The organism is Pseudomonas sp. TE21435, from assembly GCF_056279265.1.
The window spans coordinates 1,539,780-1,564,515 of the sequence record NZ_JBWBQZ010000001.1 but is presented as its reverse complement, the minus strand read 5'-3'; the positions used below and the strand labels follow the sequence as shown (position 1 = coordinate 1,564,515).

21 protein-coding genes and 1 riboswitch are annotated in these 24,736 nt (G+C 66.1%); of the genes, 11 read left to right on the top strand and 10 right to left on the bottom strand.

The features are described 5' to 3' along the window. Window positions 1-13 precede the first annotated feature (13 nt). The 4 genes from ACZ9C1_RS07040 to ACZ9C1_RS07025 all read left to right on the top strand — a co-directional run bounded on the left by ACZ9C1_RS07040 (window position 14) and on the right by ACZ9C1_RS07025 (window position 3,139). Entirely contained in the window at window positions 14-661 is a 648-nt protein-coding gene (locus ACZ9C1_RS07040; protein ID WP_277504452.1) for a DNA repair protein, read from the top strand. Between the two features lie 28 nt (window positions 662-689). Then, a complete protein-coding gene (locus ACZ9C1_RS07035; protein WP_038706233.1) occupies window positions 690-1,166 on the top strand; it encodes a YbjN domain-containing protein in 477 nt (158 codons plus the stop codon). Next, window positions 1,163-2,119 carry a peptidylprolyl isomerase gene (locus ACZ9C1_RS07030; RefSeq protein ID WP_476253803.1) on the top strand — a complete coding sequence of 319 codons (957 nt, stop codon included), beginning with the start codon at window positions 1,163-1,165 and terminating at the stop codon, window positions 2,117-2,119. Before ACZ9C1_RS07035 ends, ACZ9C1_RS07030 begins: the two co-directional genes overlap by 4 nt. 99 nt (window positions 2,120-2,218) lie before the next feature. Beyond that, a complete protein-coding gene (locus ACZ9C1_RS07025) occupies window positions 2,219-3,139 on the top strand; it encodes a LysR substrate-binding domain-containing protein (protein ID WP_476253802.1) in 921 nt (306 codons plus the stop codon). Window positions 3,140-3,152: 13 nt separating this feature from the next. Here the strand turns inward: ACZ9C1_RS07025 and alkB are convergent, their stop codons facing one another. Continuing rightward, complete coding sequence (gene alkB / locus ACZ9C1_RS07020; RefSeq protein ID WP_198755586.1) at window positions 3,153-3,797, bottom strand: DNA oxidative demethylase AlkB; 645 nt, start codon at window positions 3,795-3,797, stop codon at window positions 3,153-3,155. An 81-nt stretch (window positions 3,798-3,878) separates the two neighbouring features. Continuing rightward, window positions 3,879-5,969, bottom strand: a complete 2,091-nt coding sequence (locus ACZ9C1_RS07015) for a TonB-dependent siderophore receptor (RefSeq protein ID WP_277504446.1) — start codon at window positions 5,967-5,969, stop codon at window positions 3,879-3,881. A 133-nt stretch (window positions 5,970-6,102) separates the two neighbouring features. Here ACZ9C1_RS07015 and ykgO point away from each other — a divergent pair, with 133 nt between their 5' ends. Then, entirely contained in the window at window positions 6,103-6,249 is a 147-nt protein-coding gene (gene ykgO, locus ACZ9C1_RS07010; RefSeq protein WP_023632134.1) for a type B 50S ribosomal protein L36, read from the top strand. A gap of 50 nt (window positions 6,250-6,299) precedes the next feature. On the opposite strand, the gene ACZ9C1_RS07005 is transcribed toward ykgO, so the two are convergent. The 3 genes from ACZ9C1_RS07005 to ACZ9C1_RS06995 form a co-directional block, all read right to left on the bottom strand. Further along, window positions 6,300-7,754, bottom strand: a complete 1,455-nt coding sequence (locus ACZ9C1_RS07005; protein ID WP_476254562.1) for a PepSY domain-containing protein — start codon at window positions 7,752-7,754, stop codon at window positions 6,300-6,302. A 5-nt stretch (window positions 7,755-7,759) separates the two neighbouring features. Then, on the bottom strand, window positions 7,760-9,910 hold the full coding sequence (locus ACZ9C1_RS07000) for a TonB-dependent receptor (protein WP_476253801.1): 2,151 nt from the start codon (window positions 9,908-9,910) through the stop codon (window positions 7,760-7,762). Between the two features lie 71 nt (window positions 9,911-9,981). Continuing rightward, entirely contained in the window at window positions 9,982-10,371 is a 390-nt protein-coding gene (locus tag ACZ9C1_RS06995; RefSeq protein WP_102685002.1) for a DUF2946 family protein, read from the bottom strand. Window positions 10,372-10,514: 143 nt separating this feature from the next. After that, window positions 10,515-10,718, top strand: a riboswitch (cobalamin riboswitch). A 90-nt stretch (window positions 10,719-10,808) separates the two neighbouring features. On the opposite strand from ACZ9C1_RS06995, the gene ACZ9C1_RS06990 reads away from it, so the two are divergent. From ACZ9C1_RS06990 to ACZ9C1_RS06980, 3 genes are read left to right on the top strand one after another with little or no spacing between them, the layout of a single operon-like run. After that, the gene (locus ACZ9C1_RS06990) at window positions 10,809-12,764 is read left to right on the top strand and encodes a TonB-dependent receptor plug domain-containing protein (RefSeq protein ID WP_476253800.1); all 1,956 of its coding nucleotides are present in this window, start codon (window positions 10,809-10,811) and stop codon (window positions 12,762-12,764) included. Between the two features lie 11 nt (window positions 12,765-12,775). Further along, window positions 12,776-13,504 carry a (2Fe-2S) ferredoxin domain-containing protein gene (locus ACZ9C1_RS06985; RefSeq protein WP_476253799.1) on the top strand — a complete coding sequence of 243 codons (729 nt, stop codon included), beginning with the start codon at window positions 12,776-12,778 and terminating at the stop codon, window positions 13,502-13,504. Continuing rightward, entirely contained in the window at window positions 13,497-14,420 is a 924-nt protein-coding gene (locus ACZ9C1_RS06980) for an ABC transporter substrate-binding protein (protein WP_476253798.1), read from the top strand. The genes ACZ9C1_RS06985 and ACZ9C1_RS06980 overlap by 8 nt, the downstream gene beginning before the upstream one ends. Window positions 14,421-14,465: 45 nt before the next feature. Here the strand turns inward: ACZ9C1_RS06980 and ACZ9C1_RS06975 are convergent, their stop codons facing one another. Continuing rightward, window positions 14,466-15,824 carry an 8-oxoguanine deaminase gene (locus tag ACZ9C1_RS06975; RefSeq protein ID WP_102684998.1) on the bottom strand — a complete coding sequence of 453 codons (1,359 nt, stop codon included), beginning with the start codon at window positions 15,822-15,824 and terminating at the stop codon, window positions 14,466-14,468. Between the two features lie 569 nt (window positions 15,825-16,393). Here ACZ9C1_RS06975 and ACZ9C1_RS06970 point away from each other — a divergent pair. Together ACZ9C1_RS06970 and ACZ9C1_RS06965 are read left to right on the top strand one after the other, a co-directional pair. Next, window positions 16,394-19,270, top strand: coding sequence for an HD domain-containing phosphohydrolase (locus ACZ9C1_RS06970; RefSeq protein ID WP_457377696.1), 2,877 nt, complete (start codon window positions 16,394-16,396; stop codon window positions 19,268-19,270). A 32-nt stretch (window positions 19,271-19,302) separates the two neighbouring features. After that, window positions 19,303-19,833, top strand: coding sequence for an MgtC/SapB family protein (locus tag ACZ9C1_RS06965; protein WP_102684996.1), 531 nt, complete (start codon window positions 19,303-19,305; stop codon window positions 19,831-19,833). Window positions 19,834-20,371: 538 nt separating this feature from the next. On the opposite strand, the gene ACZ9C1_RS06960 is transcribed toward ACZ9C1_RS06965, so the two are convergent. The 3 genes from ACZ9C1_RS06960 to ACZ9C1_RS06950 form a co-directional block, all read right to left on the bottom strand. Then, complete coding sequence (locus ACZ9C1_RS06960) at window positions 20,372-21,271, bottom strand: hydroxymethylglutaryl-CoA lyase (RefSeq protein WP_139670579.1); 900 nt, start codon at window positions 21,269-21,271, stop codon at window positions 20,372-20,374. Window positions 21,272-21,291: 20 nt separating this feature from the next. Then, window positions 21,292-21,693 carry a MerR family transcriptional regulator gene (locus tag ACZ9C1_RS06955; protein ID WP_023631568.1) on the bottom strand — a complete coding sequence of 134 codons (402 nt, stop codon included), beginning with the start codon at window positions 21,691-21,693 and terminating at the stop codon, window positions 21,292-21,294. 83 nt (window positions 21,694-21,776) lie between these two features. Continuing rightward, entirely contained in the window at window positions 21,777-22,649 is an 873-nt protein-coding gene (locus ACZ9C1_RS06950; protein ID WP_476253797.1) for a helix-turn-helix domain-containing protein, read from the bottom strand. 171 nt (window positions 22,650-22,820) lie between these two features. Here ACZ9C1_RS06950 and pobA point away from each other — a divergent pair, with 171 nt between their 5' ends. Beyond that, window positions 22,821-24,008: a 4-hydroxybenzoate 3-monooxygenase gene (gene pobA, locus ACZ9C1_RS06945; RefSeq protein ID WP_102684993.1), complete on the top strand. Its 1,188-nt coding sequence runs from the start codon at window positions 22,821-22,823 to the stop codon at window positions 24,006-24,008. An 8-nt stretch (window positions 24,009-24,016) separates the two neighbouring features. On the opposite strand, the gene ACZ9C1_RS06940 is transcribed toward pobA, so the two are convergent. Continuing rightward, a complete protein-coding gene (locus ACZ9C1_RS06940) occupies window positions 24,017-24,679 on the bottom strand; it encodes an ankyrin repeat domain-containing protein (protein ID WP_457377693.1) in 663 nt (220 codons plus the stop codon). Window positions 24,680-24,736: the final 57 nt, after the last annotated feature.

The following is a 24,736-nucleotide window of genomic DNA, read 5'->3' as shown; positions in this document are numbered from 1 at the left end:
AAGGAGCACGGGCATGAACAAGGGAGTCTATCGCCATCGTTGCGCCTGGTTGATGCTGGCGCTGGGCGCAAGCCTGGCCGCCTCGGCGTCGGCCGAAACCCTCGAAGAGCGCCTGCGCACCCAGCTGCGCAGCACCACGCAACAGCTGCAGGCCCTGCAGAGCGAGCAGGCCCAGGCCAGCGCCGCCCGCCAGGCGGCGGAACAGCAACGCGACGCGGCCCTGGGCCAGGTGCGCGAGCTGACCGCGCAACTGGCCAAGGCGCGCGGCCAGGGCGAACAGCTCGCCGGCCAGCAGCAGGCCGTGCACAGCCAGGCCCAGGCGCTGGTGGCCAGCAGCAACGAACAACTGCACAAGTACAAGCAGGCCTATGACGAACTGCTGGGCATGGCGCGCGCCAAGGAAAGCGAGCGTGCCGGCCTGCAGGCACAACTGGCCGAGCGCGATGGCCAGGTGCAGCAGTGCCAGGCGCGCAACCAGCAGATGTACGGGGTGGCCAAGGAGATGCTGGCCGCCTTTGAGAAGGTCGATATCGCCGATGTGATGAAGATGCGCCAGCCCTTTGCCGGCTCGGCCCGGGTCCGCTTCGAGGAGCTGGCCCAGGCCTATGGCGACAGACTCTACGAAAGCCAGTTCGACGCCCCTACGGGCGTGACCCAGTGACGTTTTCTCAACGCAAGGAAGTAAGCACATGACCGAAGTCACCCTGATCGAAACCGTTAGCGCCGACTCCCTGACCAAGCTGCTGCAGGATGCCGGCTGCCGGGTCAATCGCACCGAGCAGAATGCCGTGGTGCAGTTGCTCAGCGCCAGCCAGGGCGTGGGTTACGCCGTACGTTTCGGCAACCGGGCGCTGAACCAGGAAGGCGAGTTCCTCGATTTCACCTTCAGTTGCGCGCTGCGTATCCAGGGCGAGCTGCCCGCGGGCCTGGCCGAGCGCTGGAACGCCACCCGGCGTTTCGCCCGCCTGTCGGTACAGGGCGAGTTCCTGGTAATGGAGAAGGACGTGGTGGTTGCCGACGGCGTCAGCGAGAAGCACCTGCTTGGCAGCCTGTTGCTGTGGGATCGCCTGCTGCAGGAATTCATCGTCTACCTGCGTGACTACAGCCGCAATGTCGCCGAAACGGCGCCCGAGCAGGTGGCCAGCGATGCGGTGAGCGCTTCGTGACGGCGCGAACCCTGTGGGCCGGCGCTGGCGCGCTGGCCGTTGTCGCGGTGGCAGTCGCCCTGGCATTGCGCCCGGGCGACGAGCCGGTGGCAGCGGCGCGCCCGGCTTCGCCCGCTACCCTGGTGGCCACCGACAACGGCCCGGTGCTGGCGCGCCTTGGCGAGCAACAGGTGGGCAGCGGCGAGCTCAAGGCGCTGTTCGCCCAGTTGCCCGAAGAGGCCCGCGCCAGCCTGCGCGGCGACCGACCGGCACTGGAGGCCTGGATCCGCGCCCGCTTGGCGGAAAAGGCCCTGTACCAGCAGGCCGAGGCGCAAGGCTGGCTGCAGCGTCCGGAGATCCAGGTGCAGACCCGCGCGGCCACCGAGCAAATTGTCCTGCGCGACTACCTCGACTCGGTGAGCAAGGTGTCCGATGACTACCCCACCGAGGCCGAGCTCAAGCAGGCCTACGAGGCAGGCAAGGCTGGTTTGCAACTGCCGGCACGCTATCGCCTGAGCCAGATCTTCCTGCGGGTGGAAAACCCCAAGGATGACGAGGCCGTGCGCAAGCAGGCCCAGGCCCTTGCCAAGCAGGCCCAGGCCGCGGATGCGGACTTTGGCGCATTGGCCCGCGAGCATTCGCAGGATGCCGGCACCGCCGCCAACGGCGGGGATACCGGCCTGCAGGCCTTGGCGCAACTGTTGCCGGAGGTGCGCGGGGTGGTGCCGAAACTCAAGGTGGGCAGCGTCAGCGAACCGGTGCAGAGCGCGGCGGGCTATCACATCATCAAGCTGGTGGAACAGCAGCCGGCCCGGGCGGCGACCTTCGACGAGGTGGCCCCGCGCCTGCGCCAGGTGCTGCGTGCCCAGCGCCAGGATCAGGTGGCCAAGGCCTATGTCGAGGGCATGTTCGACACTGCCACCCTCAGCATCGACGGCGCGGCGCTCAACCAGGTGCTGGAAAGCAGCCGCTAGTCGCCTACAACCATGGAAGAAGCGGGCCTGCCAAGGCGGGCCTGCGGGAGGCGAGGGATGCCTATCGATCTGTCCCGGGGGCGAGCCCCGGATACCAGCGTGCCCGTCGTTCGCCCCCAGGTGCCGCTGGCCCTGGACGAACAGACCCTGAACTGTTTTCTGGTCACCGCGCGCTGCGGTTGTTTCATGCAGGCGGCGCGGCGGCTCAACCTGAAGCCTGTGGCCTTGCGAAAACGCCTGGCGGCGCTGGAGGCACGCCTGGGCTACAGCCTGTTCGTCAACCGCAACAACAACCCGGTGCTCAGCCAGCAGGGCGAGCGCCTGCAGCAGGTGCTCCAGGCCCGCGAACCGGTGGTGCCAGCGCCGCGGGAAGCCAGCGCCAGTGTGCGCCTGGCCGTGGCCGAACCACTGCTGCAGGACCTGCTGGGCCGCAACCTGATCAACTTCGTGCGCCAGCATGCCGGCATGCGCCTGGAGGTGGCCACGCTCGATGGCCGCCAGGTACCCGAGCAGGCCGCGGATGTGGCGTTATGGCTGGGCGACCTTGACCAGGGCGCCCGCAGCGGCTGTTTTGCCGACACCACCGCCGAAGCCCTGGCCACCCTCGAATACCTGCCGCATATCGCCAAGCGTTATGCCCGCGAGGCCAACCGCCCGACCAGCCTGGCGCACCTGCAGGACTACATGCTGGTGCAATGGCAAGGCGAGGTCGGCGTGCAGGCGTTGACGCCCTGGCAGACGCTGTTGAGCACCCGCTCGGCCGGCGTGACGCAGATCCAGGACTACGAGATGTACTGCCAGCTGATCAAGTGCAGCGCCAGTGTCGGTTTGCTGCCGCACTACGCGGCGCATCTGGATCGTGGCCTGCTGGCCTTGCCGGGGTTGTTCCGCGAGCCGATGCGCCGGCGCGTGTGGCTGGCGGTCGATGAGCGCACCGAAGCCGACCCGTTGGTGCAGGTGATGGTCGGGGCGATCCGCGCCGCGTTCGAGGAACGCCGGGAATGGTTTGCCGGCCGTTAGGGGCAGCCTAGGGTCAGCCGGCCTTGCGCAGCGTCAGATTGATCCGCCGTTCGCCCATGCGCGGATGCACGCCAGGCTTGATCGGCAGCACGCCATGAAAGCGCAGGCGGTCCTCGCCGCCCCACACCAGCACGTCGCCGTGGTTCAGCGGTATGCGCCGGGTACGGTCCGAGCGTTGCAGCCCGCCGAACAGGAACACTGCGGGCAGGCCCAGCGAGATCGAGACGATCGGATGGGCGTAGTCCTGCTCGTCGCGGTCCTGATGCAGGCTCAGGCGGGTACCCGGCAGGTAGTGGTTGATCAGGCAGGCATCCGCCACGAAACCCTCGAACCCGGCCTGGGCGGCAGCGCGCGAGGCCAGCTCGACCAGCACCCGGGGCAGGGCAGGCCAGGGCTTGCCACTGACCGGGTCGGTGGCGGAGTAACGATAGCCGCTTGCGTCGCTGACCCAACCCAGCGCGCCGCAATTGCTCAGCGCCACGGCCATGCGCAGGCCGCCGGGGGTCTGCATGTGGCGAAACGGCGCCGCGCGCAGCACCGGGCGCAAGGCATCGAGCAGGGGCTCGAGCTCCGCCAAGGCGAAACCTGGCAGCAGCGTGGTGTGCGCGGCCAGCTGCTGGGGGTGTGCGTCGAACAGATCGAGATCGGACTGGATCATGCCAGGGGCTGCTTGGGTGGTGTCCGCACAGTGTATCGCGATGCCCCGGTGCGTGGGGCATCGCGAGCCACTGCGCCGGCCTCAGAGGCTGAGCGTCAGGCTGACACTGACATTGCGCGGCTCGCCCGGCAGCACCCATGAACTGTTGTACGAGCGCTCGTAGTACTTGCGATCGAACAGGTTGTTGAGGTTCAGACCCACAGTGACCTGCTCGCTGGCCTTGTAGTGCGCCAGCAGGTCGACCGTGCTGTACGAGGGCAGGGTGAAGGCGCTGCCGGCCTGACCGGAGCGCTCGCCGACATAGTTGAACGCCGCGCCCAGGTCCGAACCGCGCAGGGCGCCATTCTGGAACTCATACACGCCCATCACGCTGCCGCTGTTACGGGCAATGCCCAGCAGGTCGCTGCCCTTGGGCAGGCTGGCATCGCCCTTGGTGACCTCGGCATCGATGTAGGCATAGGCGCCGATCACCCGCACCGCCTCGCTGAGCTGGCCGCTGAACTGCAGGTCCAGGCCCTGGCTGCGCGCCTTGCCGGCCGCGATGCTCTCGCCCAGGGCATCGGTGGTGATGACGTTCTCCTTGTCGATATGGAACAGCGCCACCGTGGCGCCCAGGCGGCTGTCGAACAGGTCGAGCTTCAGGCCGGTCTCGTAGCCGAGGCCTTTCTCGGGCTTGTACACCTGCCCTTGGGTGCCGATGGTGTTGGGCTTGAACGACGTCGATGCGTTGGCAAACACGCCGACCTGCGGCGTCAGCTGGTACAGCAGGCCGACGCGGGGCGTGGCGACATCCTTGGCCTGGCTGTTGCTGATACCGCTGCTGCGGTTCTGCGAGGTCTGCTCGATGCGCTCCAGGCGTACCCCGACCAGCCCGCGCAGGCGCTCGCTGAAGGCGATCTGGTCCTGCAGGTTGAGGGCATGGCTTTCGGTGCGTTCGAAGAAGTCATTGGCGCGGGTGAGGGCCGGCTTGGGCTTGCCGTACACCGGGTTGCGGATGTCCAGGCCATAGCTGGCCAGGGTCGCGCTCTGCGGGTACTTCTGGCTGTTGCGGTAGTTCTCGTATTCCAGGCCGATCAGGCTCTGGTGCTGCCAGCCGAGCAGCTCGAACTGGCCGTGCAGCTCGGCTTGGGTGATGTTGTCGTTCCACTCGAAGTCGCGCTCGCGGTAGAAGCGCGTGAGCGTGTTGCCGACCAGGGCCTGGGGCTCGGAGCTGTTGCCCTTCAGTGTGCCCTGGGTGTAGTGGTTGGCCAGGCGCAGTTTCCAGTTGTCGTCGAGGAAGTGCTCCAGGGCCAGGTCGACGGTCTGGTTGTCGTTGCGGATCTTGCCGTCGTTGGGCTCGCCCATGAACGCCGAGCGCTGCACCGAGCCCATCTGGCCATTGACCGCCGGGATGCCGCGGTCGAACACCGATTCGGTGCGGGAAAACTCGGTGTCCAGCAGCAGGCGGGTGTCGGGCGACAGTTGCCAGCTCAGCGACGGGCTGACGATCCGTCGCTCGCTGTTGACGTGATCGCGGAAGCTGCCGTTGTCCTCCACCGCCAGGTTGACCCGGCCCAGCAGGTTGCCTTGGCTGTCCAGCGGCGCGTTGGCGTCCAGCGTGCCGCGGTAACGGTCCCAGCTGCCGGCGCTCAGGTTCACGGTGCTGAACGTCTCGGCCTGGGGCCGCTTGCTGACGATGTTGACCAGCCCGCCGGGGTCGCCGCGGCCATAGAGGCTCGCGGCCGGGCCCTTGAGCACCTCGATGCGCTCGATGCCGGAGGTGTCGGGCGCGCTGTAGCTGCCGCGGTTGACGGCGAAGCCGTTCTTGTACAGCTCCCCTGTGGTGAAGCCGCGCACGCTGTAGTTGAGAAAGGTCAGGCCACCGAAGTTGTTCTGCCGCGACACGCCGCCGGCAAAGTCCAGGGCGCGGTCGATGCGGGTGGTGTTGAGGTCCTTGAGTACCTGGGCCGGCACCACTTCGATGCTCTGCGGGGTGTCGCGGATATCGGTGTCGGTGCGCGTGGCGGTGGCCGAGCGGGTGGCCCGATAACCCTGGACCGGGCCGTCGGCGCGTTCTTCGAGGTAGGCGTCGGTGATCGAGGTTTCGTCCAGCACCAGGGGTTGGGCCGCAGCGAGCGGTTGACCGAACAGGCCCAGGGTCAGGCCGGCCAGAAGGGGAGCGCGAGGGTTCAAGGGGGATCTCCGTTAAATACGTAATAACATTACATTATCGTTCCAGTCATCGCCAGAAGAAGGTGTGACAGGGCGGTTGCGCGATGAGAATGATTTGCGTTAATGTTATGTTATTACGTATCTGGAGGTTTTTATGCAAGTACTGTCCTCACTCAAGCAGGCCAAGCGCCGTCATCGTGACTGCCAGGTAGTCAAGCGCCGTGGGCGGATCTATGTGATCTGCAAGTCCAATCCGCGGTTCAAGGCCAGGCAGGGCGGGGTAAAGAAAAAGCGCGGGTAGCCGGTCAATGGCAGTCAGGCGAAAGGGGCTGCTCAGCAGCCCCAATGACGCTATCGAAGCGTCCTGCGCAGGCGTCGCCAGCCCAGTACCACACCACTGAGGGCTATTACCAGGCCGCCGCTACTCAGGCTGATGATCAACCCTTCGCGCAACAGCGGCCGCGCCAGCAGCGGTTGCCAATCCCAGCTGTGCAACAGGTTGAACAACCAGCGCCCGGCACGTTGCGCCCGGTCGTGGCTGGCCACCAGCGTGCCGCTGGCAGGGTCCAGGTAGGCCCAGGTGTCCGCCGCGTCGGCGAAGCGCAGGCGCAGCACGGGCAGTGGGCGCGCCTGGGAACCGTACATGCTCTGTGGCTCGCGGGCGAAGTAGTGGAAGTCGTAGGCGCTCTGCCAGTCATCCGCCACCGTCACCCCCGGAGCCATCGCTTGCGCGGCCGCCTGCAGCCTTTCCCGGCTGAAGGTACGCGCCGGCGGGGCGTGTGCTTCAAGGATGCGGCTGTCGCCGTCGGCGCTGCGGGCCACTGCATAGGTGACGTCGGCCAGGCGTTGCCATTGCAACTCCACTGCGGTGAACCCGGTTTCGTCGCGCAAGCGGGCCAGTGCCGTGGCAATCGGCAGTTGCAGGTCGTTGGCACGCAGCGGCGCTTGTTGCAAGGCGATCTGCGAGCGGCTGTCGGTCACGCCCCAGGGGCGCATCGACATCAACCCGCTGAACACCCACAGCACCAGCATCCCACCGAACAGCAGCCCGCCGATGTGGTGCCAGCGCAACCAGCCGCCGGGGTAGGGGCTGCACGATCCGCTGCGGTAGCGTTTGCGCAGCCGCAGGCGCAGGATGCCCACCGCGATGCCCATGAGCGCCATCAGCGTGCCGAGCAGTGAAAGGCCGATCACCAGGGTGCGCCAGCCATTGTCGAAGCCCAGGCCGCCACGCAACGGATAGAGCCAGTGCAACCAGGCACCGATCCAATTCCAGGCGCGCTCGCGGCCGCTCGCATCGCGCACCACCTCGCCGGTGCGTCCGGACAGGTACAGCCAGGTGCCGGCCGCATCGTCCACTTGCACCCGGTGCAAGGGGCGATCGCTGTCCAGGGCCCGGGAGTGGGTCCACATGTCCTCGTCCAGCGTGCCCTGGTAAGCCAATGCCGCGCTGCCGGCGTACTGCCGGGCATTGGCCAGGGCCCAGGCCGCGTCGGCGTTGGCCAGGGGCTCGCCGTTGGCTGCATCGAGGGTGACGCGGCGACCGTCCGCCAGCTCCAGCAAATAGTACGGTTGCCCGCCCAGGCTGGTAAGGCGCAACGCCTTCAACGGCTGCTCAGCCCATTGCGCCGGCAACTCGGCGCAGCATCCCGCCGGCAAGGCCAGCAGGTGGGCCAGGCGCTCGGCCGTGGTCAGCTTGGGGTAGCCGACATACAGCATGACCACCCCGGAGACGAACCACAGCGCCATGAACAGGCAGGCGACGATGCCCAGCCAGCGATGCCACAGGTACAGCTGGCGCTTCAGGCCCATCAGTAGCGCCACTGCACAGCGACTTCCAGGCTGCGCGGCTCACCCAGGTAGTACTGGGTGTTGGTCTGGTGAATGAAGCGGGCGTAGACCTCGTCGGTGAGGTTGCGCAGGCGGGCGCTGAGTTGCACGTGCTGGTCCAGGTCGTGGGTCATCGACAGCCCGTAGACGGTGTACGAAGGCACCCACTGGGTGTTGGCGGTGTTGGCGTAGACCGCCGAGACGTAGCGGGCGTCGGCGCCGATCTGCCAGCCCGGCGCCAGGTCGTACGTCAGCCAGAGGTTGGCCACCCGGTCGGGGATGTTCACCGGATTCTTGCCCTTGCGCGAGTACACCACGCCGCCGATGGTCTCGTTGAACTCGTCGTATTCGGCGTTGACCCAGCTGAAGTTGCCCGCTGCCAGCAGCTTGGGCGTGACCTTGAACGACGCCGCCAGCTCGATGCCGGTGGAGGTCTGCTGGCCGGCCTGCTCGGTGGTGTTGGGCACGGTCGAGGAGGGCACCGAGATGTTCTTGCGCACGATGCGGTAGGCCGCCGCCGTGGCCGAGCCGCGCCCGTCGAGGAAGTCCACCTTGCTGCCCACTTCCACCTGCCTGCCGGTGCTCAGGTCGAAGTCGCCGACCTGGCTGAGCGAGGCGCCAGTGAGCGAGCCCCCTGGCGGCTCGGCCGAGGTGCTGTACTGGGTGTAAAGGCTGACATTGGAGGTCAGGTCGTAGACCAGCCCCAGGCGCCCGGTGAAGGCATCCCAGCGCCGATTCAGCTTGGCCCGGGTCACGTGGTCGACCACGTCGAAGTCGATATGGTCGTAGCGCAGCGCGGTGACCAGCGACAGCTGGTCGGTCAGGCGGGTACGGTTTTCGACGAAGCCCGCAGTGGTGTCGGTGGTGGTGCTGCGCCCCTTGGCGCGTGGAGCGTCCATGCCAGGGATGTCGAGGAAGTGGTCGGGCTGGAAACCGTTGGGATCGATGCTGTCGAACGCGCCCTTGGACAACGGGTAGGCGGTCTGCTGGTTGCGGTTGTAGTCCACGCCGAACGCCCAGTCGCTGGCCAGGCTGAACAGCTGGCCCTGGTGGGTCAGCTCGACGCGGTTACCGTTGACCTCCTGGTCGTGGCGCTGGCGGTAGCCGCCGGAGCGGGCGATGGCGGTGTTGCCGGGGTTGTAGCGGTACACCTCGAGGTTGCGGTAATCGCGCTGGCCGTTGTAGTGGTAGAAGGTGTTGCGCAACTGGTTGCTGTCGTCGATGCGGTAGTCGGTGATCGAGCGCAGCCAGCGGGTGCGCTGCTCGTAGCGGCCGTCCTCGACGTTGTAGTTGTCGAAACGGTGGTGCTTGTCGATGTGTAGGGTGCCGCTGGCCGGTTGCAGCACCGGCGCGCCCCAGTAGGGGCTGTCTTCCTTCTCTTCGAGGTACTCGATGGCCAGGGTGTGCGACAGCTGGTCGTTGATGTCGCTGAGCAGCGAGAAGGCCAGGTTGCCTGCCCCGTTCTCCTGGCGGTCGATATAGCCATTGGTGTTGGTGCGGCTGTAGTCGAGCCGCGCGTAGTGGCGTGGGCCGTCACCGCTGTTGAGCGCCTTGTTGAAGCCGACCGAGGTTTCCATCGTGTCGTAGCGCCCGTAGCTGACGCGGCCCTCGAAGGTGTCCTCGTCGCGGTTGGCCAGTTTGGTGATCATGTTCAGGCTGCCGCCCACGGCGCCGCTGCCGTTGAGGAACGACGACGGCCCGCCGAGCAGTTCGACACGGTCGTAGATCCATGCCCCGACCGGGCGCCCGGCGGCGCCGTACTGCAGGTTGATGCCATTGAACAACTGGCTGACCTGGGCACCGTTGAAACCACGGTACGACACGTAGCCGCCCCAGCCGGGCGGTGCCGAGGCGTTGACCCCGGGCAGGGCGTTGGCGGCGTCCTGGAAGTTACGCGCGCCGATGCGTTCCATGGTCTTGCGGTCGGCGACGCTGACCGAGGCCGGGTTTTCGCGGGCGCTGAGGTTGAGCCGCGAGCCGCTTGCGATAGGCCGGTCGAGGTCCAGGGTGGTGGCTTCTTTGGGGGCGGCGGTGGCCGTGACGTTGCTGGCGGGCAGGGTGAGGGTGTCGTCCTGCGCCCAGGCGCAGGTTGCGCTGCCAACGAGCAGCGCCAGAGTGGTCATGCGGAACATGCAAGGCTTCCTGGCTGAAATCAATGAGCGCACGCCCGCTGCCGATCAGGCAGCACGAGAGCGTGGCGATGTCAGAACGCGAGAAGCGAAGCGGGAGAGGCGCGGGGATTGACCAGGGGCCAACGCTGCTTGGGCAGGGTCGGCGCGGGTTGTCTGGGTAAGGGTTTGCTCGACTCCCCGGCGAGCAGGGCCAGCAGGCCGAAGAACACCGCCAGCAGGGTGGCGCTGAACAGGCTGGCGATCACGCAGTCGCCGCCGGCGGGCAGCACCGGGTCGGTGACGTCCTGATCGCCCTTGAACACGCCGCTGCTGTCGGCCGCGCACCAGGCGGCGTCATCCAGGCCGGCCAGGCGCAAGCCTGCCATCTGTCCATGGCCCATGGCGCACAGCAACGAGCCGAACAGGATGCTGAAATACAGCACCCAGGCGACTTGCGATCGTGTGTGGCGGGCCAGCTTCATCGGCAAAGCTCGAAGGGAATGGGAATAGATTGGGCGTGCGGATTCTACAACTTTTGACACATCTGCCTAGAGTGATTGGCAGATAAAAAACACGCGAAACGATTCACCGGCCTTTGCTTGACGCACCTTGCCCCAAGGTGTTCAGATGCCGACCGATTTCAGGTGTCCCATGCCGCCGCGCATGGGGTGAAACGGGAAACCGGTACGCGCTTCGCGCCAGTCCGGTGCTGCCCCCGCAACGGTATGCAAGTGATGCCTTCGACAGACCACTGTGGCCCGCGCGTCATGGGAAGGTGAAGACATCTTGTCTTGCGAGCCCGGAGACCGGCCTGGAATGTTGTAGGCAAACTCCTGCGGTGGGCGGGCATGGGCCGGTATTGGCGTGTGCGCGATCCGTGCTCCTGCGTGCTTCTGCGAAAGTCACTTTCGAGAAGAGCATGATTGCTGTGATTCACTCCCGACGTCGTTTCCCCAAGGCCCGGACCTTGTTCCTGGGCTGCCTGGCCAGCCCCCTGGCACTGGCCGAAAACACCCCCCTGATCCTCGACCAGCAAATCGTCGCCGCGCCGTCGGTGGAGTCGACCACGGTCGCCGCCATGGCCCAGTACGGCAGCAAGGTCGAGATCATTAGCCGCGAGCAGATCGAGCGCGCCGGCCCCGGCGCCGACATTACCCGGGTGATGCAGATGTTCATCCCCGGCTTCTATGTCGCGCCGAAGAACGGCCCGTTCGACTACGGCACCTACTCGCTGCTCGGCGGGCGCAACGACGACACCCTGATCCTGCTCGACGGTGTACGCCTGAACAACCGCCTGTACGGCGGCCTGTACCTGGACACCCTGCCGGCCAACGCGGTGGAGCGCATCGAGGTGCTCAAGGGCGGCCAGAGCCTGTTGTTCGGCACCCAGGCCGTGGCGGGAGTGATCAACATCGTCACCCGCAGCCCGCAACGCCGTCAGGCTTCAGGTGAGGTCAACCTGGGCCTGGACAGCTTCGCCGGCAGCAGCAAGGACGCCCGCGTCGAGCAGATCTTCAGCAATGGCTTCGGCGACCTGGGCCTGCTGGCCTATGTCAGTCACAACGTCTCCGACGGTTACCAGCCGTTTCGCAACCGCGACTACAGCGGCAACGTCAGCGACAAGAAGCGCGGCTACGAGGTGACCACCTTCGGCGGCAAGGCGATCCAGGCCTTCGGCGACGATGCGCGGCTGGAGCTGTTCTACCAGTACACCGACGCCAACCTCGATTTCGCCCGACCGGTGAACAATTACAAGACCACCAATGACCGCGTGCAGCAGATCGCCACGGCCACCTTCGAACAGCGCATCAGCGAACGCCTGAGCTACTTCGTCAAGGGCCACGTCAACGACTGGGACACTCGCTACACGCGCATCAACAACCGCGCCGACGGCTCCCGCGACGTGGTCAACCACAACGACTACTGGGGCTTCACCGATTGGGGCGTGCAGGCCGAGGGCAAGGCCGAACTCGACGGCGGCCACGTGCTGGTGTTCGGTTCCGACAACCAGTGGTTCAAGGGCCAGGACGACGTGCTGGTGATCGACGACAACGAGGCCCAGGCCAATGCGTTGTACGCCCAACTGCGGCCCAGGATCGAGACCTTGCCCAACTGGCACCCGAGCCTCGGCCTGCGCCACGAGGCCATGAGCGGCGGCGACAGCGCCACCGTCGGCATGCTCACCTCGCTGTACGACCTGAACGACAACTGGCAACTGCGCGGCCAGTATGGCAGCGCCTACAAGTTGCCGAACGCCGAGCAGCTGTTCGTCAACGAGCCAGGCGACGAGATCGGCAACCGCGACCTCAAGCCCGAGAAGAGCCGCAATGCCGAGCTTGGCCTGGACTACCACGGCCTGCTGCTGGAGCGTGAATTCAGCGCCAGCGTCACCGTGTTCCGCCGCAAGATCACCGACTTGATCACCCTGGACGGTAGCCAGTGGGTCAACGGCCAGGGGCAGGTACAGATGCGTGGCTTCGAGGCCGATGCGCGTATCCAGCTTGACGATCAATGGAGCCTGCAGGCCGACATGACCCGCAACCTCACCGAGTCGCGCACCGGGGCAACGATCAACGACGTGCCGAGTTTCTTCGCCCGTTCGCGGCTCGGCTACGAATCGGCAGACCGCAGGTGGGGGGCCGGGGGCGCCATTCGCTATATCCGCGACGTGGTCAGCTCCAAAGGCGTCGACTACGGCCATTACTCGGTGGTCGACGCCGATGCTTATCGCTACCTGGACGGCGCCCGCCAGCACCGGCTGAGCCTGCTGGTGGAGAACCTGTTCGACCGCGACTATGTCACCAGTCGGGCGAGTAACGTTGACAATCTCGGGCGGCCGTTCACCAGCGAACTGCGCTACACCTACACCTTCTGAGGGGCGTGAGCATGGACTACCAGCGCGTGTTGTTCGTCGGCCCCGGCCTGGGTGGCGGCTCGGCGGCGGAAGCTTTTGGCGCCGAGATTCGTGACCTGCGTGGCCACGAGGCGGGCCGGGATATCGTCGACACCCTGGAGGGGTTCGACGGGCTCTGGGCGGTGGTCCGCGAGGCCCTCGACCAGGGCGTGGAACGCCTGCTGGTGGTGGACCTGGAACCCACCTCGGACAGCGCCTACCTTGACTGGCTGCGCGATGAGCTGGGGCGCCTGGCGCAAGGTCGGGCCGGCGTCTGGGTCACGGCCCAGGCCCTGGGGCGGCGCGGCCTGGATGCGCGAGCGGCCTGTGCCAGCATCGACGAACCTGTCCGCCACCTGGCGTGCGACCAGGTCAACGCGGTGGCCAGCGACCCGGACTGGTCGCGGGTGCCCGAGCATGCCCGCCAGGTGTTCCTCTGCACCGGCCCCCGTTGCGTGCGGCGCGGCGCCTTGCCGTTGTGGAAACGCCTGCGCCGGCGGTTGCTGGAGCGTGACCTGATCGAGACCCCGGGTGGCGTGCTGCTGACCCGCACCGGTTGCCAGTTTCCCTGCAACCTGGGGCCAGTGTTGACGGTGCATCCGGACGGCTGCTGGTATCGGGTACGTGATGATCGGGAGGTGGAGGAATTGGTGGAAACGCATCTGCAGGGTGGAAGGATCGCCGAAGGACTGTTGATCAAGGGAAGGGCGTGCGATGCGTAAAGCCTGGCTACTGTCCCTCGCCTTGTGCTGTGGCGCACCAGCCCTGGCCAGCAGCTATCGCAACTGCGGGCAGGACTGGCAACGGCCCGCTGCGGCGCCTGCGCGTATCGTCGCCCTCAATCAGCACGCGGCCGACCTGCTGCTCGCCCTCGGCGCGGGTCCGTCGATGGTCGGGGTGGCCTACCTGGACGACAACGGCGCCGCCTACAAGCAGGGCCGCTACCAGGGTGTGCCAGTGATTGCCCGGGAGTATCCGGCCAGCGAAGTGTTGTACGCGCAAAGGCCGGATCTGGTGGTCGGCGGATTCGCCACGGCATTTGGCGATGGGATCACCTCGCGCAGCAGATTGGCCGGCAACGGGATTGCCACCTACCTGCTCGAGTCGGCCTGTAACGGCCACTCGCTGGACTACTACGGCCATGTCCGGCGTGACCTGACTGTGTTCGGCGAGCTGTTGGGCAGACAGGCGAGGGCGCAGGCGTTGATCGAGGCGATGGAGAACGACCTGGCGCAGGCCAGGGCGATCGCACCCAGCGGCAAGCCACTGTCGGTGTTCTACCTCGACAGCGAGGTGCGGGGGCTGGACAGCGAAGGCGGGCGCGGGTTCGTCACGCCGTTGCTGGCCGCCGCCGGGGCGCGCAATGTGCTTGCCGGGATCGACCAGTACCGCGTGACGATCAACCGCGAGGCGCTGCTGAGCAGCGACCCCGACGTGATCCTGCTGGCCGACGCCCTGTGGTCGCCGGCCAGCCGCAAGCGTCAGCTGCTGACCCGCGACCCGGTGCTCTCGAGCCTGCGGGCGGTGCGCGAGAACCGCATGATCGATATCCCGTTCACCCAGCTGATGCCCACGCCGGCCAGCGGGCGGGTGGCCCTGGAACTGGCGCAGCGGCTCAGGGGGATGGCTGTTCCATAGCAGGCCCTTGAGCTGATCGCGAAGCCTGGCGCGGGAGCGGCTGTGCTACTCGCCGCTGACCAACTGCCGCGCCAGCTGGTTGTGACGCTCCAGTACCCGCGGCAAGTCAACGGTGGCGATGCGCCCGTCCTGAACCACCACGCGCCCGTTGATCACGCTGGTGTCAACATGGGTCGGGGTGCAGAACACCAGCGCCGCCAGCGGGTCGTGGAGGGCGCCGGCATAGGCCACATGGCCAAGGTCGAAGGCGACGAAGTCGGCGACCATGCCCGGTGCCAGGGCACCGATATCGTCACGGTTGAGTACCTTGGCGCCGCCCAGGGTGGCAATTTCCAGCGCTTCGCGGGCGGTCATCGCATCCGGGCCAAAGCCGACCCGTTGCAGCAGCAAGGCCTGGCGTACCTCGCCGATCATGCTGGCGCCGTCGTTGGATGCCGAACCATCGACCCCCAGCCCCACCGGCACGCCGTGGTCGCGCATCTTGCGGATCGGCGCTATCCCTGAGGCCAGGCGCATGTTCGAGCACGGGCAGTGGGCGACCCCGGTGCCGGTGCGGGCGAACAGCTCGATGCCGTGCTGGTCGAGCTGCACGCAGTGGGCGTGCCAGACATCGTGGCCGACCCAACCCAGGTCCTCGGCGTACTCGGCCGGGGTCATGCCGAACTTCTCGCGGCTGTAGGCGATGTCGTTGACGTTCTCGGCCAGGTGGGTATGCAGCGACACGCCGTACTCCCGGGCCAGGACCGCTGCTTCGCGCATCAGGTCGCGGCTGACAGAGAACGGCGAGCAGGGCGCCACCACCACGCGCCGCATCGAGCCATGGCTGGCGTCGTGGTAATCCTCGATCAGACGCTGGGATTCCTTGAGGATGTCGCTTTCCTTTTCCACCACCGAGTCCGGCGGCAGGCCGCCCTGGCTGCGGCCGACGCTCATGCTGCCGCGAGCGGCGTGGAAGCGCATGCCGATTTCCTCGGCGGCGTGGATGCTGTCGTCGAGCTTGCAGCCGTTGGGGTAGATGTACAGGTGGTCGCTGGAGGTGGTGCAGCCCGAGAGGATCAGTTCGGCCATGGCCGTCTGGGTCGAGACCGCGATCATCTCCGGGGTCAGTCGCGCCCAGATCGGATAGAGGTTGGTCAGCCAGTTGAACAGCTCGCCGTCCTGGGCCGCCGGCACCACGCGGGTAAGGCTCTGGTACATGTGGTGGTGGGTGTTGACCAGGCCCGGGATGACCACCTTGCCGGTCATGTCGAGGATCACGTCGGCGTTTTGCGGCAGCGTTTCGCTGGGGCCGACCTGGCGGATCACGTTGTCTTCGATGTACAGGCCACCGCGTTTGATTTCACGGCGTTCGCCGTCCATGGTCACCAGCAGTTCGGCGTTCTTGACCAGTAGGGTCTTGGGCATGTGTGTCCCCTCCCGTTTGGGATGTGTTTTCTGATTGTAGAGAGGCGCCTGGTGCATGGGCCGGGCGCACCAGGGCCGTCAGGCGCCGCGGCGTGGCCGGGCGTCGATGACAGGGGCGAACGGTTCACCGCGCACGTGCGAAGGCTGCGCCATGGCGGGCGCATCGGGCAGGTGGGCAGACGGTGACAAGGCGAATGCGGCAAGCGGCATTCGGGAAGGATGCCCGGTGAAGGCGGGCGGTAGTGGATGTCGCATGGCTTGAGCCTGTCGCAATACGCAACGGCGATGACCGTTGTCGTAGGCGCGAGGCAGTGTAAACAGAATTCGCTTGTTTTGTATACGATGGATTGTTTCATCTAACCGCGCCCTGCAATCGCTCCGGAAAAGTTCATGCAGTCTTGCATGGCATCATGCCACTATCTGGCTGTCTCGCGGCCAGCGGATATCTCGGGCCAGCACGTTCGCATGGGCTGATTACACTGTGGAAATCGCCACACGGGAGTAACTGGGATGGGCTGCGCGATGATGAGGCAGATGGCTGGACGGGTGTCCGCTCGAAGTAGACGGCCATGAACAACCGTGGCCGGAGCATTTCCCTGCAGTGGCTGGTGGCATTGGCGATCATGCTGGGCATGCTGGCACTGGGCGCGGCCCTGGCCTGGCAAGGCTACCTGGGCGTGCGCCAGGCCCTGGTGGCCGCCGCCGGCGATGCCGCCCAGCAGGTCGGCCGAACTATCGACGAGCGCGCCCGGCGCCTGGTCGACCCGGTGCAGAGCAGCATTCGCCTGCTGGCCTTCAGCCCGGCGTCGGGTACGTTGGCCGAGCGCCTCGAGCAATTGCCGCAACTGGTCGAGAGCCTGCGTGCCAACCGCATGCTCAGCGCCGCCTACGTCGGTTACCCCAATGGTGAATTCCTGCTGGTCCGCCGCTTGCGCGACCCGCAGCTGTTGCAGCGTTTCGCGGCACCGGCGGACACGGCGTTCCTGGTGCAGACCGTCACCCAGGGCGCCGATGGCGCGATGCAGGGCGAGTGGCGCTTCTATGACTCGCTACTGACCCTGTTGCAGCGCCAGAGCAAGCCCGACTACCAATACGATCCACGCCAACGGCCCTGGTTCATCGAAGCCAGCGCGCAGCCCGAGACCGTACTCACTCGTCCCTACGTATTCTTTACCACCCGCGAGATCGGCCTGACCATGGCCCAGCGCAGCGCCGAGGGCACGGCGGTGATCGGCATGGATGTCTCGGTCAATGACCTGGCCAGCGAGAGCCGCGACCTGCGCATCACCGCCGGCACCGAGATCGCCGTGGTCGACGATCAGGGCAACGTAGTGGCCTACCCGGACCTGCAACGGGTTGTCGTGCGCGAGGGTGAGAGCGTGCGCCTGTCGCGCATCGGCGAGCTGGGCATCGGCAGCCTTGCGCATATCTACGCCGACATGCCCCAGGGCGCGAGCCCGCAGCCGTACCAGGTCGAGGGGCAGACCTGGTACGGCATGCGCCTGCCGCTTACCTCCATGGCCGGGCAGGACCTGCAGGTGCTGATCGCCGTGCCGGCCCACGAACTGCTGGCCGGGGCGCGCAAGGTGCTGTTCGAGCAATTGCTCTGGGCCGTAGCCGTGGCAGCTGTGTTGTTGTTGCTTGGCGGGCTACTGGGCCGACGCATCGGCCGTCCGTTGCGCCGGCTGACCGAGCAGGTGCAGGGCCTGGCCAGTTTCGATTTCAGCCGTGAGGTGGGCGTTGTCTCGCGGGTCTGCGAAGTGCGTGAGCTGAGCCGGGTGCTGAGCCGTATGTCCGGCACCATCCGCAACTTTCAGGCGATCACCCTTACGTTGAGCCGCGAGACCCAACTCGAAAGCATGCTCGACGGCGTGCTCAATCACCTGGTGGCGGCAGCGGGCGTCAGTGCCGGTGCGGTGTATCTGTACGACGACAACAGCCGGTTGCGCCTGGCCGCCGCCAGTCGCGGCCATGACTACCCCGAGGAACTGACGCTACCTGAAGGCGAGCGGCAGGACCTGGCCAGCGCGGTGACCCAAGCCCTCGCATGGCAAGGGCGCAGCCTGGCGGTGGTGCTCAATGACCGCGGCCAGGCGCTGCTCGGCATCCTGGTGCTGCAACTCGCCGATGCGAACGCGGCCGTGGGCCAACCGTTCCAGCGCTTTGTCGAGGAACTGTCCGGTGCAGCCGCCGTGGCCATCGAGACCCGTCAGCTGGTCGAGGCCCAGCAACGCCTGCTGGACGCCATGATCAAGTTGTTGGCCGACGCCATCGACGCCAAGAGCCCCTATACCGGCGGCCATTGCGAACGGGTGCCGCAACTGGCGCAGATGCTCTTGGACCAGGCCGTGCAGGCTGACAGCGGCCCCTATGCCGACTTCAGCATGAGCGAGGCCGAGCGCTACGAATTCCGCGTGGCCGCCTGGCTGCACGACTGCGGCAAGATCACCAGCCCCGAATACGTGGTGGACAAGGCGACCAAGCTCGAGACCTTGTACAACCGCATCCACGAGGTGCGCATGCGCTTCGAGGTGCTCTGGCGCGATGCCGAAATCGCCTACTGGCAAGGCGTGGCCAACGGCGATGATGAGCCGGCGCTGCGGCGCACGCTGGAGGCATGCCGGGCAACCTTGCAGGAGGACTTCGCCTTCGTCGCCAACGCCAACATCGGTGGCGAGTTCATGCAGGAGGCCGACATCGAGCGCCTGCGCACTATTGGCCAGCGCCGCTGGCGGCGGCACTTCGACAACCGCCTGGGCATCTCCCGCGACGAGGCAGCGCGGTTCACCGACACCTCGGCGGCAACCTTGCCAGTGGACGAGCCACTGCTTGCCGACCGCGATGAGCACCGGGTGCCCTGGGGCGCTCGTACGCCGCCGGTGGCCAAGGACGACCCGCGCAACCACTGGGGTTTCGACATGCGCCTGCCGGCCCATGCCAGCAACCACGGCGAGCTGTACAACCTGTCGATCCGCCGCGGCACGCTCAACGACGAAGAGCGCTTCAAGATCAACGAGCACATCGTGCAGACCATCATCATGCTCAGCGCGCTGCCGTTCCCGCGCCAGCTCAGGCGCGTGCCGTCAATCGCCGGCAACCATCACGAGAAGCTGGACGGCAGCGGCTACCCGCGCAGGCTTGGCAAGGAGGCGCTGAGCATCCCCGAGCGGGTGATGGCGATTGCCGACATCTTTGAGGCACTGACCGCGGCGGACCGGCCCTACAAGGCGCCGAAGACCCTGTCCGAGTCGGTGAAGATCCTGGTGTTCATGGCGCGGGACAAGCATGTCGACGGGCAGTTGCTGCGCTTGTTCCTGAGTAGAGGGGTGTACCGGCAATATGCCGAGCGCTTCCTGCGCCCCGAGCAGATCGACGAACTGGACGTGGCGTACTGGCTGGAGCAGTTGCAGGGTTTCACGCCTGAGCAATCCACCTACACTCCTTGAGACCTGTTCGGCGGGATCTCTGGAGACATCCGATGGAAGCATTCTGGCAAGCCTTTTTGGCGACGTTGCACACCGAATTCGCCGATGTTGCCGACGAGCGCGAGGTCTCGCGGATCCTCATCCGCCTGCTGATGGCGGCCTTGCTGGGGGCGGTGCTGGGCTTCGAGCGCGAGAGCAAGGGCAAGTCGGCCGGCGTGCGCACGCACATGCTGGTGTCCATGGGCGCGGCCTTGTTCGTCCTGGCGCCGAGCATGGCCGGGGCGGACGAGCAGGCGTTGAGCCGGGTGATCCAGGGCATCGTCGCCGGTATCGGCTTTCTCGGCGCGGGCACGATTCTCAAGGGCAACGGCCGCGACACCAGTCACGTCAAGGGCCTGACCACCGCCGCCGGGCTATGGATGACCGCCGCCATCGGCACGGCTGCAGGGATGGGGCGCGAGGCCACGGCACTGATCAGCACGGTGCTGGCGCTGTTGGTGCTGGCAAGCATGCCGTTGCTGGTGGACAAGGTCGAAGGCGAGCATGAGGACAAGCGCGAGGAGGAGGAGGGCAGGAAGCACTGAGGGGAGCCGAAGCTCCCCTCATAAGCGTTGTTGCCTGCTCTTTTCTTATTATTGGAGACTGGCCTGTTGTTGTTTTTGTCGGCTGTCGTCTCTGCACTGCGGGGCCCCCAACCGGGGCCAAGAGCAAACGTATTTTTTTGAGCGCTGACCTGCGTTCATCCAACGTGATCCAACCTTGACTGCCGCTACCTCGGAGGTAGTTTTATTGTTCTTGCCAGGTTGCGAGGCCGGAACCCCTGGAATGCACGTCGACTCCAAAAAAATCTGCTTGCTACGCCTCTGCCGTGTTGTTCTTGTTATGTCAGAGCCGTTTACTGTTGTTTTTATTGGGTATCGCGTTTTTTGTTCTTGTTATGCCAAAAGATATAGCAGGTGGCGTGCCAACTTTTACAAACCCTTTAAAATCAATGGCTTGGTGATTTTGCAGAGTGGATTGGCACGTGAAAATTTGTCGAATTGTTTCCCTGTTACCCGATTTTCTTCTGCACAGCGTGTAGGCGGTAACACTCCACCCACACCTGTGTGACAACCGTGTGACTCAGCGAATGCCGCGGGCCTTCGCCACCCGCGATCCGGTGACGCGCCCGAGCACTTCGCTGATACGCAGGCCCGCGGCGATGAGTCGGTCCAGGTCGATGCCCGTGTCGATGCCCAGCCCTTGCAGCAGGTACACCACATCCTCGCTGGCGACGTTACCGGTGGCGCCCTTGGCGTAGGGGCAGCCGCCCAGGCCGGCCACCGAGCTGTCGAACACGCTGATGCCCTCGAGCAGGCTGGCATAGACGTTGGCCAGCGCCTGGCCATAGGTGTCGTGGAAGTGCCCGGCCAGTTGCGCGCGGGGCACCTGAGCCGAGACCACCTCGAACAGGCGGCGGGTGTCACCGGCGGTGCCGGTGCCGATGGTGTCGCCCAGCGATACTTCATAGCAGCCCATGTCGTGCAGGGCCTTGGCCACTGGTGCCACCTGCTCGGCGCTGATGCGTCCCTCGTAGGGGCAGCCGAGCACGCAGGAGACATAACCGCGCACCCGCACACCCTGGCTGCGGGCGGCCTCCATGATCGGCTCGAAACGCTTGAGGCTGTCACTGATCGAGCAATTGATGTTGCGCTGGGAGAACGCTTCGGACGCCGCCGCGAACACCGCCACTTCCTTCACCCCGGCGGCCAGGGCATCCTCGAAACCGCGCAGGTTGGGCGCCAGCGCCGCATAGGTGACCCCCTCGCGCTGACGGATACCGGCGAACACTTCGCCGGAGCCGGCCATCTGCGGGACCCATTTGGGCGAGACGAAGCTGCCCACTTCTATGTAGGCGAGCCCGGCGTCGGTGAGGTCGTCCACCAGGCGCACCTTATCGGCGACGCTGATGGGCTGGGCTTCGTTCTGCAGGCCGTCGCGCGGGCCGACTTCGACCAGGCGGACATTCTTGGGCAATGACATGGCGGGCTTCCTGTGGCGGATCAACGGTGGGTGTGCGGCGGGTTCAGGGTAGCGGCCAGGGCCTGCTCGCAACGCTCCTGGGCGGTGTCCAGCTCCAGGTGCATCTGCTGGATGTCGAGCATCTGCTGTTCGAGCTGGGCGCGGCGTTCGGCGATCTTCGCCAGCATGCTGGTGAGCTGTTTCTGGTTGCCGCCGGAGGGGTCGTAGAGTTCGATCAGTTCACGGCATTCGGCCAGCGAGAAACCGATGCGCTTGCCGCGCAGGATCAGTTTGAGCGTGACCTTGTCGCGGGCCGAGTAGATGCGTTCCAGGCCGCGTCGTTCAGGGCTGAGCAGACCCTGCTCCTCATAGAAGCGGATGGCGCGGGTGGTGATGTCCAGTTCGCGGGACAGGTCGGAAATGCTGTAGGTCTGGCTGCTCATGCTTGCGCTCGGGGGAGGGAATGCGAGTAACCTAATGCCAGGTTGACGTATACGTCAAGCAAGGGCTGCGCTCGCCGGCCCGTTCAGGCATTCACGGACTTGCGGTAGGCCTTGGGCGTCTGCCCGTCGAGCCGTTTGAAGAACCGCGCAAAGTAGGTCGGGTCGCTGAACCCCAGTCTGTCGGACAACTGGCCGATGCTCATGCGCGTGTAGGCAAGATTGCGCCGTGCTTCGAGCAGCAGGCGCTGGTGGATCACCTGCAACGCCGATTGCCCGGCCAGTGCCCGGCACAGCTGGTTCAACAGCAGGCTGGTGATGCCCAGGCGCGCGGCGAAATCGTCCACGGCAAGGTGCTCGCGGTAATGCGCCTCGACCAGGCGCAGGTAACGGCCGAGCAACTGCTGGTCCCGTTCGTCCTGGCTGCGCGCTGGCAAGGCGGCTTGCTGGCGGTTGATCCACACCATCAGCGCGGTGACCAGTGCCTGCAGCATGGGGCCGCGGGCCGGGGCGCAGCCCTGGTACTCCTGCTGCAGCGTGTCGATCAGGCCGTGCAGGCGCAGGCGGTCCTTGCCCAGCGGGTAGCACCGCGCCGCCGCCAGCACGCTCAGGGGGGCGCCGAGGCGCTTTTCCAGATCGACCACCAAGGCCGTGCCGAACGTCAGCACATGCCCCTGGATATCGGCACTGAAGCGAAAACCATGGACAGTCAGCGGCGGCACCACCTGGATCGCCGCCTCGCGAATCACCCGGCGCTCGCCCTCGATCTCCACCTGCACCTCGCCGCGCTGCACATAGAGCAGCTGGAACAGTTCTGCGTGTCGGTGCGGCTTGATCTCCCAGTGGTGCAGACGGCTGCGTGCCGGGATCGACTCGCAGTGCAGCAGGTCGGTATCCGGCCAGGCACGGTGCTCGCCATACAGCTGGAACAACGGGATGCCAGGAAGGGGGCTGTGCATGGGGTGGGACCTGTCCGTTAATCGAACGAATTTCAGGAAAGTGCAGTTTTCAAAACGGATTTCGCACGTTCTGCACGTTTTTCAGCAGTAAAAATACAGGTGCAAACCCTAACAGCAGATGCGCGGCCATTGCCAGTGCAAAGCCGGCATCGTCATCGTGAGACAACAACAATGAAGACTCAGGTTGCAATCATCGGCGCCGGCCCGTCCGGCCTGCTGCTCGGCCAGCTGCTGCACAACGCCGGCATCGATACGCTGATCGTCGAGCGCCAGACCCCGGACTATGTGCTGGGGCGCATCCGTGCCGGCGTGCTCGAACAGGGCACGGTCGAGTTGCTGCGCGAAGCCGGCGTGGCCCAGCGCATGGATCGCGAAGGGTTGGTTCATGAAGGGGTCGAGTTGCTGGTCGGTGGCCATCGCCAGCGTCTTGACCTCAAGGCACTGACCGGTGGCAAGACGGTGATGGTCTACGGCCAGACCGAGGTCACCCGCGACCTGATGCAGGCTCGCGAGCAGAGTGGGGCGCCGATCATCTATGCGGCCAACAATGTCCAGCCCCATGACATCGAGGGGCCGCGGCCTTACCTGACGTTCGACAAGGACGGTCGCCAGCACCGGGTGGAGTGCGATTACATCGCCGGCTGCGATGGCTTCCATGGCGTGGCCAGGCAGAGCATCCCGGCCAGCGTGCTGAAGGTGTACGAGCGGGTCTATCCGTTCGGCTGGCTGGGACTGCTGGCCGATACCCCGCCGGTCAACCATGAGCTGATCTACGCCCATCACGAACGCGGTTTCGTGCTGTGCAGCCAGCGCTCGCAGACGCGCAGCCGCTACTACCTGCAGGTGCCACTGCAAGAGCGGGTGGAGGACTGGTCCGATGAACGCTTCTGGACCGAGCTCAAGGCGCGGCTGCCACAGGCGGTGGCCGAGCAACTGGTGACCGGGCCTGCGCTGGAGAAAAGCATCGCGCCGCTGCGCAGCCTGGTGGTCGAGCCGATGCAGCATGGCCGTCTGTTCCTGGTCGGCGACGCCGCCCACATCGTGCCGCCCACCGGCGCCAAGGGCCTGAACCTTGCGGCCTCGGACGTCAACTACCTGTACCGGATCCTGGTCAAGGTCTACCGCGAGGGGCGCACCGACCTGCTGGCGCAGTATTCGCCCATGGCGTTGCGGCGGGTATGGAAGGGCGAGCGCTTCAGTTGGTTCATGACCCAACTGCTGCATGACTTCGGCGAACACCAGGATGATTGGGACCGTAAGATGCAGGCGGCCGATCGCGAGTACTACCTGGGGTCGGCGGCGGGGCTGGCGAATATCGCCGAGAACTATGTAGGGCTGCCGTTCGAGGCTGTGGAATAACCGGCGCGTCAGCGGCGCCTGGGGCTTTCCAGCAAGGCGACCATCTCGCGATAACCGCGTTGGCGCGCATGCTCCAGCGCGGTCACGCCGTCCTTGTCGGCAATGAGCGGGTCCGCCCCGGCCGCCAGCAACTGGCGCACGATTTCCACATGCCGCGGGCCGCCATCGCCGAGGATCACCGCCTCGAGAAGCGCGGTCCAGTGCAGGCGGTTGAGGTGGTTCACATCGACACCGGCCGCGATCAGCAACTGCACGGTGCTGACATGCCCGCGTTCGGCGGCCGGGATCAGCGCGGTACCACCGTAGCGGTTGGTGCTCTTCAGGTCGGCGCCATGGGCCAGGGTCAGGCGCAGGATGTCGTCCAGCCCCCGTGCGCCCGCGTACAGGTAGGGGCTGTCGTTGATATTGTCCTTGGCGTTGACGTCCGCGCCGGCCTCGATCAGCACCTTGGCGGCTTCCACTTCATTGGCGTGGGTGGCCACCAGCAACGCGGTCTGGCCCTGGTCGTTGCGGGTATCGGCCTGCGCGCCCCGGTCGAGCAGTTGGCGCACGGCAGGGGCATCGCCGCGGCGGGCGGCATCGAGCAACGCTGTGTTCATGGCGGGGGTCTCGGCGTGGCTGGCAAGGCTGGTGGACAGGGTCAGCAGCAAGGCGGTGAGCGGCAGGCGCATGGGGGCGGCTCCTGATAGGACGAGGGTCCATGCTAGGGGGCCTGTGTTTGTAGCAGA